The organism is Streptomyces sp. NPDC001157 (genome assembly GCF_053598255.1).
In genome coordinates, this window is sequence record NZ_JBSFJW010000034.1 from 50,379 (window position 1) to 60,769 (window position 10,391).

A 10,391-nucleotide genomic window follows, 5' to 3' on the forward strand; every position below is an offset into this window, starting at 1 on the left:
ACCGAGTCGCCCCCTCACGCGGCCAAGCCCAGTAGGTTCAGCAGGTCGGCGGTCACGACTCGATAAGCGTTGCCCAGCCGGAGCACCTTGCAGGGGTACTGGCCGCGCTTGGCCAGCTCGTACCCCTTGCTCCGCCCCAGTCCCAAGGCGCGATTGCTGGTCTCCAGGTCAACGGACACTGGCAGTCGCAGCAGCTCCTCCCTGCTCATGCCCTTCGCCCGCTCGGCGGGGCCGTTTTCGCGCATACGCACTCCATCCATGACTGAGCCCTCGGCGAACGTGCTGATCACGTCCGGCTCCAGGCCACTAAATCAAGGATGGCGAAGCTAATGTGTCTTCATGACACAACACGATTCTGATGCTGGATACGACGACGAGGACGACGTCCCCGAGTGGGTCGACCACGTCATGGCCACCGTGGCCACCGAAGTCAGACGCCGAAGGAAGGAGCTACGCATGAGCGCCCAGGACCTCGCCGACCGGTGCGAGGAGATGGGTCACTCGATCCCCCGCAACGTCATCGCCAATATGGAATCCGGCCGCCGCGCCAACCTGCCCCTGGTCGACGTCATGGTCCTGGCCAGGGCATTGCGCACGAACCCGATCTGCCTCATCTACCCGATCGGTTACGTCGCCGAGGTCCAGCGGCTCCCGTACGAGCACCGAATCGCTCCGTGGGAGGCCATGGTTTGGTTCATCGCCCAGGACAGCGGCTCCCTCGCCGACCGCGACATGCTCCGCTACCAGCGCGAGCACATTCAGGCCCTCGGCGAAGCGCAGGCCGCGATGGCCAGCGAAAGCTACGCGCAATACGCCGTCGAGCACGCAACCAGTGCAGCGGAGCGGGCGGAGGCCCTGCGAGACCAGGCCACCTGCCTGGAGCGCATCGACCAGGCCAAGCAACGCCTTCGCGTAGCCCGCTCCTTCATCCGCCGCGACCACGGCCTGCTCCCCTACCTGCCGCCCGAACTAGCCGACGTCGACCCACCCATCGACAGCACCACCGAGGAGAACGATCTTTGAAGGGTTCCACCCACCGCCGCTGCTACTGCCGCGACCCCAAGACCGGCAAACCGCTCGGCAAGAGCTGCCCCAAGCTCACCAGCCGCAAGCACGGCTACCACTCCATACGCCAGGAGTTGCCGCCCGGAGAAGACGGCACCCGTCGCTCCTTCAGCCGCACCGGCTATGAGTCCCTGAAGGATGCTCAGGCGGACCTCGACCACGTCCGTTCCCTGCTCGCCCTGGCAGACAAGGACGATCCGGACAGCCTCCAGCGCCTCGTCACCATGCTGGAGGAAGTCGCGGTCGAGAAGGCCCCGCTGCCCGCTATCGACGAGACTCGGCGCCGCCTGAGGGCGGGCCTCGCCCTCCGCGGCAGCCTCACCGTCGGCGAGTGGCTCGACCAGTGGTTCGCCGCGAAGAAGCGCCGCAAGACCACGCTGAACGGCTACGCCTCCCACATCCGCGTCCACCTGAAGCCGCGCATAGGCCACGTGCGCCTCGACCGCCTCAACGTCGGCCACCTGGTGGAGATGTTCGACGCGATAGCCGACGAGAACGAGGTGATCGCGGCCGAGAACGAGGCCCGCCGCGAGCAGATCGCCCGCTGCAAGCCGAGCAAGCCCGGCCGCCCCGTAGGAGCCGAGCGGAAGCTGCTCGCGGCCGAACGAGCCAAGCTGGACGAGATGAAGCCGTTCCGCAAGATCACCGGACCGGCCACCCGCCAGGCGATCCGCCGCACCCTGCGCGCGGCCCTGAACTCGGCGATCGCCCAGCAGCTCATCACCTTCAACCCGGCGTCCCACGTCGAGTTGGAGTCCGGCAGGCGCCCGAAGCCCCTCCTGTGGACGGACGAGCGAGTCCGGCGCTGGCGCGAAACGGGCGAGATCCCCGGCCCCGTCATGGTGTGGACGCCCCAGCAGTTCGGCGCCTTCCTCGACGCGGCCGAGGGTGACCGGCTCTACGCGGTCTTCCACCTCATGGGCACCCGCGGTCTCCGTCGAGGCGAAGCCGTCGGCCAGGACTGGCACGAGATCGACCTCGACGCCGGCCTCATCACCCCCGCCAAGGAGATCGTGGTCGACGGCTGGGACCCCTACGAGTCCGAGCTGAAGACGGACGGCAGCGCCAACACCATCGCGCTCGACGGCATGAACATCGCCGTCCTACGAGACCACAAGGCCCGCCAGGAGAAGGAGCGCGCCAAGTGGGGCACCGCCTGGCGGGACACCGGCAAGGTGTTCACCAAGGAGGACGGCTCCTGGCTCCACCCGGAGACGCTCTCCGAGACCTTCCGCCGCATCCTCGCCACGACCGACCTGCCGCCCATCACCCTGCGGGACCTGCGCCACGTCGCCGCAACGCTCACGCACGGAGGCGGCGGCGACATCCACACGGTGAAAGAGACGCTGCGGCACTCCACGATCACGCTGACCTCGGACACGTACACGAGCCTGCTCCCTGAACTGGACCGCGAAATCGCCGAGAAGGCAGCGAAGCTGATCCCCAGGTCGCGTCCGGCGGCTGCTGATTCGTCCGCCCAAGCAGCGCCCAATCCGCAGGCCACGAGCGCATCCGCTCACGCATCGCTCACGCAGTGGCTCGAAAACGAAGCAGCGCCCGACCCGACCGAAGCCGACCCAGGCGCTGCGTAGCAGGTCAGAGGCTGTTTCCCTCCCCCGCCACCGGTAGGCCCTGTGGGACTCGAACCCACAACCAATGGATTAAAAGTCCACTGCTCTGCCAATTGAGCTAAGGGCCCCTGGCGATGTTGCCTCCCCGAGCATAGCCGGACACGGCCGTGTCTCCGATCGGGTATCGGGGACACGGCCGTGTCCGGAGGAGAAGATCCGGCCGGAGTGTCAGGGATCGACCTTTTCGGGAGCACCGCCGGAGGCCGCCGCGCGTGATGCCTCCCTGGCGAGTGTGCGCTCGTGGTCCGGGTTGAGGAACCAGTGCCGGGCCGACGCACCCCACCACGCCGCCGCGAAGCCGAGGACGACCAGGACGGCGACCGGGGCGTAGTTGAAGCTCTCCCAGGTGACCGGTGAGACCTGGGGCAGCATGAAGAGGACCGTGATGACGCCCACCCAGACGACCGAGACGATGCCGATCGGGCGTGACCAGCGGCCCAGGTGCCACGGCCCGCGTTCGAAGGCGTCGCCCTTGCCGAGCCGCAGCAGCGTCGGGATGACGTACGCGATGTAGAGGCCGATGACGGCGACGGACGTCACCGCCGCGTAGGCCGTGTAGTTGATCAGATACGGCAGGCCCAGCACGAGCGCCCCGGCCGCCGCCAGCCACACGGCGGCCACGGGCGTCCGGGTCCGCGGGCTCACCGTGTGCCACACGCGCGAGAAGGGCAGCGCCCCGTCGCGTGAAAAGGCGTAGATCATGCGGCTGTTGGCCGTCACCGACGCCATTCCGCAGAACAGCTGCGCGCCGATGACGACCAGGAGCAGCAGCTTGCCCGCCGTGGCGCCCAGGGCGTCGAGCAGGATCTGGGCCGGCGGCGCCCCCGTGGGCGAGGCCAGCTCCTTGTCGTAGGACTGGATGGCGAAGGTGAAGCCCAGCAGCAGGACGAAGCCCGCGATCCACGACGTCCAGATGGACTGGACGATGCCCTTCGGGCCCGCTGTCGACGCGTCGTGCGTCTCCTCCGTCATATGGGCGGAGGCGTCGTAGCCGGTGAAGGTGTACTGCGCCATCAGCAGGCCCAGGAGCACGACGTACACACCGCTGCCCCAGCCCGTGTTGTTCACGAACTTCGTGAACACGAAGGACGCCGACTGGTGATGGTCCGGTACGAAGGCCAGCGCGCCGACGATGACACCGACGCCGAGCACGTGCCACCACACGCTGATGTCGTTGAGGAGCGCGACGATCTTCACGCCGAAGGTGTTCAGCAGGCCGTGCAGCACCAGGATCCCGGCGAAGAGCAGCACCGTCCGGCCCGGCGTCACCTTGAAGTCGAACTGCAGGTTCAGGTAGGCGCCGAGGAAGGACGCCGCGCCGAAGTCGATGCCCGCCGTCACCGCCACCTGGCCCAGCACGTTGAACCAGCCCGTGAACCAGGCCCAGGCCGCGGCCGAACGCGGGGGCGCCAGACGGTGGGCCCAGAAGTACAGGCCCGCCGAGGTCGGGTAGGCCGAGCAGATCTCGGCCATCGACAGGCCGACGAACAGCGTCATCAGGCCGACGGCCACCCAGCCCCAGGTGATCACGGCGGGGCCGCCCGTGTTCATCCCGAAGAGGTAGAGGGTCAGGCAGCCCGACAGGACGGAGATGATCGTGAAGGAGACGGCGTAGTTGGAGAACGCCGACATCCGGCGGGCGAGGACCTGGGTGTAACCGAGCTGGGCAAGCCGTTCCTCGTCCGACAGCCCACTCTCTATCGCGTCATCTGTCATGCCCCCAGCGATTCCCACCCCGGGGGCGTGACACACGTCACAACTTGGCTAGAAAATACCCTTGTAGTTCTGCCAGCCGGACGCGATCTGCGTCCGCCCGCCGAAGGAACCATTGCCCTTGCCGCCGTAGCGGTAGAGGCGGCCCGCGGTGTCCCGTACGACCAGGTCGTTCTTCCCGTCACCGGTGAGGTCGCCGACGCCGACGACCGCGTTGTACGAGGCTCCCCAGCCGGCCGAGACCTTTACCCGCTCCTTCAGAAGCCCGGTGCCGGTCCCGTCGTAGCGCCACAAGGTGCCCGCCTCGTCCCGCGCCAGCACATCACCGATGCCGTCGCCGGTCAGATCCCCGGCACCCACGATCTTCGTATAGCCGGTCCACTTGGTGCGGATCTTCCGGCCGGCCGCGAGCGTCCCGTCGCTCCTCGCCGCGAAGAGGTAGACGTCCCCGGTGGACGCCTTGCGCGCCAGCAGGTCGTCCCGGCCGTCGCCGGTGAGATCGCCGGGAGAGGTGAGCACGTTGTACGCGTTCCAGCCGGTGCCCAGTTTCGTGTACGGCGTCGAAGGCGTCGGCGCCTGACCGCACTTGGGCTTGTAACCGCGCAGCGAGCCGTCCGCCATCCGCACCAGCACGTCGTTGCAGCGATCCCCGTTCAGGTCGCCGAACGGCACGGCCACCGCCTTGGTGGACCAGCCGCCGCCGGACACTTTCCCGGCGAAGCCGCCCTTGCCGTCGCCCTGTTGGAAGGTGAGCGTGCCGGAGGAGTCGAGGGTGAGCAGGTCGCCGATGCCGTCGCCGACGACGTGGTCGTGGCGCACGGCGGCACCGTCGCGCAGGGCGGCCTTCCCGGTCCGGGTCAGGGGTACGCCCTGGCCGTCGGCGGGCTGGGCGGTGAGCGTCCAGGTGTACGTGCCGTTCGGCGCGTAGCCGCCCGCCGTGGTCCTGCCGTCCCAGACGGCCGTGAGCGTCCCCCGGGCCTCACCGCCGGTGAGCGTGCGCACGGTGGCGCCCGCCGGGGACTTCAGTGTCAGCTTCCAGGAGGCGGCCGGCTTGGACAGCTGCCAGGACGCCCGCCAGCCGGCCGGCGCCTTGAAGGAGGCCGGTGTGGTGGCCACGGCCGCGGTCAGCGGCGAGGCGGGCACCCCGCTGGCAAGGACGTGGACGACGTTCTCCTTGTCGACGTAGGCGATACCACCGCCGAAGCGGTCCACCGCCCAGGTGCGGCGGCGGCTGTCGCTGCCGTCGGTCGACATGGGGATGCCCAGGTCCCGGGTGACGGCGGTGCCGCTGTGGAAGTCCGTCAGGCGCAGATTCGAGCTGGTGTAGCGCTGGTTGACGAAGTAGCCGTCGCCGAGCAGACCGCCCCGGCCGGCCGGCAGCGCGATCTTGGCGCCGGTGTCCACGTTCACCACGCCGTGCTGTTGGAACTGCGGGCACGTCCAGTACAGCCACGGCCCGGCGCTCTGCAGCTCGACCGGGACGCAGGGCGCGCCCGTGTCGAGGGTCCCGGTGTCCTTGCCGGTGGCGAGGTCCTTGCGGGCGACCGTGCCCGCCGTCGCCGTACCCGTGTAGAGCGTGCTGCCCCACACGGTCGCGCCGGTCTCCGCCCGCTGGTCGACGACCGAGCCGGTGTCCAGGTCGACGACGATCGTCTTCCCGTCCTCCACCGGGTACCCCGGCCCGGTCGGCCGACCGCTCTGGTAGACGGCGTACCGCCCGAAGGAATCGGTCAGCCGCCCGTCGAAGTCCCCGGTCAGGGCCCGGTCCGCCCGGTCGGGTCCGCGCCGGCCGACGATCTCGACCTGGGCAGGGCTCGACTGGTAGTTGCGGACCTGATAGACGCTGCGCCCGTCCCCGCTGTTGAACAGCTGGGTGCACGGCATCTGCCCGCAGACCGTGTAGTCGTACGACCGTCCGCTCTCGCGTCCCACCCACACCGGGTCGGAGGCGGAGGCGGGCGCCTGGGCGGGGCTGAGGGTGCGGTTGTAGAAGCCGGCGCCCTGCGGGCCCTCCTTCTCCACCGTGGAGAGGGTGCCCGCGCTCAGCGCGATGGCGTCCACGCCGGCCGCGACGGGGGCGATCCGCCGCACCTTCGTCAGCTGCGGCAGCCCGTCCGCGTCGAGGGTCGCCTTCTGCAGGTACCAGTCCGCCGACGAGGTCCCGCCGATCACCGCGACACCGCCGCCCGGGGTCTGCACGGCCTCCTTGTCGGCCTTCTCCAACAGGGTCCGCCGCTCCTGCCCGAACGAGAGGGCGACCAGGCTCCGCTTCAGCGCCGCGTCCGTGCCGTCGGCCCGGGTGAAGGCCAGCAGCCAGCCGTCGAGCAGCCCGATCTTCGAGAGGTCCAGGTCGGAGGGGACCGGGAAGGTCCGCTCGGGTGCGTCCAGGTCGGTGCGCGAGCGCACATGTGCCACGCGGTCGGGATCGATCCACAGCAGTTGGTCCCCGGCGAGCGCGACATACGGGCTCCAGCCGGTGTTCGCGGCGAGCGTGCGCAGCTGCCCGGTCTTCAGGTCGATCAGGCCGAGCCGGTCGTACCGGCCGTTCTCCGCGTCCCCGGCCGAGGTCGCGAACCGTACGACGGCCTCCCGCGCGTCACCCGCGACCAGCCGCACCTGCTTCAGGTCGGTGCCCTCGGGCCAGCCGGTGACGGTGACCTTGGCGTCGACGACCGGGTTGTCCGCGGGCAGCAGATACCAGCTGTCCACGGTGTTCAGGTCGTTGTCCGTGAAGTCCTCCACCAGCACGGTGGAGCCGAGCAGGCCACTGAAGACGTCGCCGGAACCGTAGGGCACGTCGAAGCGGTGCGTGGTGCCGTCCGCCATGTTCGCGATGTCGATCCAGCCCAGGTAGTGGTGAGCCACGTAGTCCGACTCGACGCCGAACTCCGCGAAGCCGGCGTCCTCGTTGTTGCCGTAGCCGAGCAGGGTCGTCGTCTCGCCGGTGTCGAACCGGGTCCACTGGAACTCCTGCCCGAAGCCCGGGTCCGCGTCCTCCGGCGAGTGCACGAACCCGGTCGCGCCGAAGGAGCCCAGTGAGTCCTCGCGGGGCACGGCACGCCAGTTGGGCGTGATGTCGAGCTGCCCCGGGGAGTCCGCCACGGCCGGCGCGGCGAGCAGCGGGGTGAGCCCGAGCCCCAGCGCCAGGACGCCGACCGCGGCCCCCGTCCGGATCATGTGCCGCATCAGAAGATCCCCCTGTAGCCCTGCCAGCCGGTCGCGATCCGGGTGCGCGCCCCGAACGACCCCTTGCCGTCTCCGTTGTTGCGGTAGAGATTGCCCGCCGTGTCCCGCTCCACCAGGTCGTTCCTGCCGTCCCCGGTGATGTCGCCGACGCCGACGATCACGTTGTACGAGGTCCCCCAGTCGGAGAAGACCTTGACCCGCTCCTTCACCTGGCCGCTCGCGGTGCCGTCGTAGCGCCACAGCGTCCCGGCACCGTCCTGCACCAGCACGTCCCCGAAGCCGTCGCCGTTCAGGTCGCCGGCGCCGACGATCTTCTTGTACGTCCCCCAACTGCGGATCCTGACGCCCGCCTTGAGCTTGCCCGCCCCGTCGTCGGCGAACAGGTAGACATCACCGGTCGAGGCCTTGCGGGCCAGCAGGTCGGCCCGCCCGTCACCGGTCAGATCGCCGGGCGAGGTGAGCACGTTGTACGCGTTCCAGCCGGTGCCGAGCGAGGTGTGGCTGTTCGACGGCGTGTACGGCTCCCCGCATCGGCCCGCGTAGCGCCGCAGTTCGCCGTTCGGCATGCGGACCAGCATCTCGGCGCAGCGGTCCTTGCCCATGTCGCCGAAGGGGACGGCGACCGTGCCGGCGGGCCAGCCCGAGCCGGAGCGCTTGAAGTCGAAGGTGCCCTTGCCCCTGGTGTACTGGAGGCTCAGGCTGCCGGAGGAGTCGAGGGTGACGAGCTCGCCGTAGCTGTAGCCGCCCTGGTCGTGGAAGCCCTGGAGGCCGCCGTTGTACCCCAGCGAGCCGCCCGTGCCGTATGTGCCGGCGCCGTCCTCGGCGACCGCCTTCAGCGTCCAGGTCTTGGGGCCGTTGGTGAGATAGGCGCCCGAGTCGGACTTCAGGTCCCAGTCCACGTCGGCCTGCGCGCCGCTGCCGGTGATGGTGCGCTCGGTGCGCCCCTGCTGGTCCTTCACCGTGAAGGTCCAGTTCGCCGGCTTGTTCCACTGCCAGTAACTGCCCCAGTATTCGACGCCGTTGAGGCCCTTGACGTCCACCGCGTCGCCGTCCACGTCCGACTCGATCTTCGCCAGCGACTGAGCGGGCACCCCGCTCTGCACGATCCGGATCGAGTGGTCCTGACCGACGTACGCGATGTCGCCGCCGAACTTGTCCACTGTCCAGGTCAGCCGCCGCTGGTCGGCGGTGTTCCCGGCTGGCAGGTCGGCGATCTCGCGCGCGGCTGCGGCCGTACCGGAGTGGTAGTCCGTGAGTTTCAGCTTCCCGGCGGCACGGTCGTGCCGGACGAGGTAGCCGTCACCGACGAGCGCCGGCCCGGAGGGGACGGTGATGTTCTTCTTCGCCGTACGGTCGTACACGCCCGCGGCGCCCGTCGGACCGCAGTTCCAGTAGATCCAACGGCCGACGACCTGAAGCTCCTTGACCGTGCAGGGCGCCCCGGTGGAGACGGTCGCGACCGTCTTCTTGCTCTCCAGGTCGTACTGCGTGACGACCCCGTTGCCCGAGCCCGGCGTCCACAGCGCCGAACCCCACACCGAGGCGGCCGTGACGGCACGGGTCAGCCGGACGTCGGCGGTGCGGTAGGGCGCCACCGCGTCGACGTACTGCTTGCCGGTGGAGGTCGCCTGGTAGACGAAGTAACGGCCGGTGGCGTCGACGAAACGGCCGCCGGTGACCGTCGGCTCGTCCGTGCCGCTCAGCGAGTTCTCGGTCAGGTGGATCTGCGCCACCTGCTTGCCCGCCGAGGTCTCCATGAACGTGCCGAGGTAGGTGTTGCCGAAGGTGCGCATCGGAACGCAGCCCTCCGCACCGGCGTCGCACGGCACCCGCTGGACATGCTCACCGTCGCCGTACGTCGAGGCGAAGCCACGGTACGTCTTGTCCAGCACCGTGGAACCGTCGGCGGAGATCCGCCGCCCGACCACCCACTGGTAACCGCTCGGCGTGTTCTCCACGCTGGTCAGAAAGCCGCCCGCGTAGTCGATGCCCCAGACGCCGTCGGTGGTGATCGGCGTCGGGGTGGTGTCCGCGGCGGCGGGGCCCGCGGTGGTCAGTGAGCCGGCGCCCAGGGCGGCCAGGCTGACGAGCGTGAGAGCGATCCGGGCATGCCGGGTCAAAGGGTCCCTCCCCAGGGAAGTCAGAAAAGGCGCGGCGACAGGCCTCGTCGAAATCCCCCTCGGCCACGATCCGCCACGCAAGCGATGGGATGTTAACAACCGTCACACGGGTTGCGATAGAGGATTCCGGGCCCCGAGAAAGCAGTTTCTGCGCCGCCGCACCCGGGCCCGAAACACCGGAAGGGCCCGTACGACCGAAGTCGTACGGGCCCTTCTCTCAGCTCACTCGGCGTCAGCCGTTGCGCTTCCAGCGCGGCTTGTCGTCGCGGCGGCCGAAGGAGGAGGAGGAGGAGGAGGAGGAGCCGCCTCCGGTGCCACGGTGGTCGTCACGGCGGCCGTAGGGGCGCTCGTGGCCGCCGGAGCGGAAGCCCGGGCGGTCGCCCTGACGGTCCCGGTTGAAGGGACGGTCGCTGCCACGGTGCCCACCGCGCTCGTCACGGCGCTCGAAGGAACGGCCGGCCGGGCGGTCGTCACGGCGGAAGCCGCCACGGTCGTTGTCCCGACGCTCGAACCCACGGCCACCACGGTCGTCACGACGCTCGAAGGAACGGCCACCACGGTCGTCCCGACGGTCATCGCGACGGAAGCCGCCACGGTCGTTGTCCCGACGCTCGAACCCACGGCCACCACGGTCGTCACGACGCTCGAAGGAACGGCCACCACGGTCGTCCCGACG

At 69.6% G+C, this 10,391-nt stretch carries 6 protein-coding genes, 1 tRNA gene and 1 pseudogene; 2 read left to right on the plus strand and 6 right to left on the minus strand.

What is annotated here, in order from left to right; all coding sequences use genetic code 11:
- Positions 1–14 precede the first annotated feature (14 nt).
- The gene (locus tag ACWDAG_RS38310; RefSeq protein ID WP_450700212.1) at positions 15–245 is read right to left on the minus strand and encodes a hypothetical protein; all 231 of its coding nucleotides are present in this window, start codon (positions 243–245) and stop codon (positions 15–17) included.
- Positions 246–339: 94 nt separating this feature from the next.
- Between ACWDAG_RS38310 and ACWDAG_RS38315 the strand changes: the two genes are divergently transcribed.
- Entirely contained in the window at positions 340–1,023 is a 684-nt protein-coding gene (locus ACWDAG_RS38315; protein WP_450700181.1) for a helix-turn-helix domain-containing protein, read from the plus strand.
- Positions 1,020–2,657: a site-specific integrase gene (locus tag ACWDAG_RS38320; protein ID WP_450700182.1), complete on the plus strand. Its 1,638-nt coding sequence runs from the start codon at positions 1,020–1,022 to the stop codon at positions 2,655–2,657. The genes ACWDAG_RS38315 and ACWDAG_RS38320 overlap by 4 nt, the downstream gene beginning before the upstream one ends.
- Positions 2,658–2,691: 34 nt before the next feature.
- Here ACWDAG_RS38320 and ACWDAG_RS38325 read toward each other — a convergent pair.
- The 5 genes and pseudogenes from ACWDAG_RS38325 to ACWDAG_RS38345 all read right to left on the minus strand — a co-directional run.
- A tRNA-Lys gene (locus ACWDAG_RS38325) sits at positions 2,692–2,764 on the minus strand.
- Positions 2,765–2,864: 100 nt separating this feature from the next.
- Positions 2,865–4,412 carry an amino acid permease gene (locus ACWDAG_RS38330; RefSeq protein ID WP_450700183.1) on the minus strand — a complete coding sequence of 516 codons (1,548 nt, stop codon included), beginning with the start codon at positions 4,410–4,412 and terminating at the stop codon, positions 2,865–2,867.
- A gap of 48 nt (positions 4,413–4,460) precedes the next feature.
- Complete coding sequence (locus tag ACWDAG_RS38335; protein ID WP_450700184.1) at positions 4,461–7,586, minus strand: FG-GAP-like repeat-containing protein; 3,126 nt, start codon at positions 7,584–7,586, stop codon at positions 4,461–4,463.
- A gap of 8 nt (positions 7,587–7,594) precedes the next feature.
- On the minus strand, positions 7,595–9,715 hold the full coding sequence (locus tag ACWDAG_RS38340) for an FG-GAP repeat domain-containing protein (protein ID WP_450700185.1): 2,121 nt from the start codon (positions 9,713–9,715) through the stop codon (positions 7,595–7,597).
- A gap of 232 nt (positions 9,716–9,947) precedes the next feature.
- A pseudogene (locus ACWDAG_RS38345) lies at positions 9,948–10,391 on the minus strand (DEAD/DEAH box helicase); the annotation flags it as partial.

What these genes read in the sequence shown, in the direction of transcription:
- ACWDAG_RS38310 (WP_450700212.1), bottom strand. Translation starts at nt 245, where the DNA reads ATGCGCGAAAACGGCCCCGCCGAGCGGGCGAAGGGCATGAGCAGGGAG.
- ACWDAG_RS38315 (WP_450700181.1), top strand. Translation starts at nt 340, where the DNA reads ATGACACAACACGATTCTGATGCTGGATACGACGACGAGGACGACGTC.
- ACWDAG_RS38330 (WP_450700183.1), bottom strand. Translation starts at nt 4,412, where the DNA reads ATGACAGATGACGCGATAGAGAGTGGGCTGTCGGACGAGGAACGGCTT.
- ACWDAG_RS38335 (WP_450700184.1), bottom strand. Translation starts at nt 7,586, where the DNA reads ATGATCCGGACGGGGGCCGCGGTCGGCGTCCTGGCGCTGGGGCTCGGG.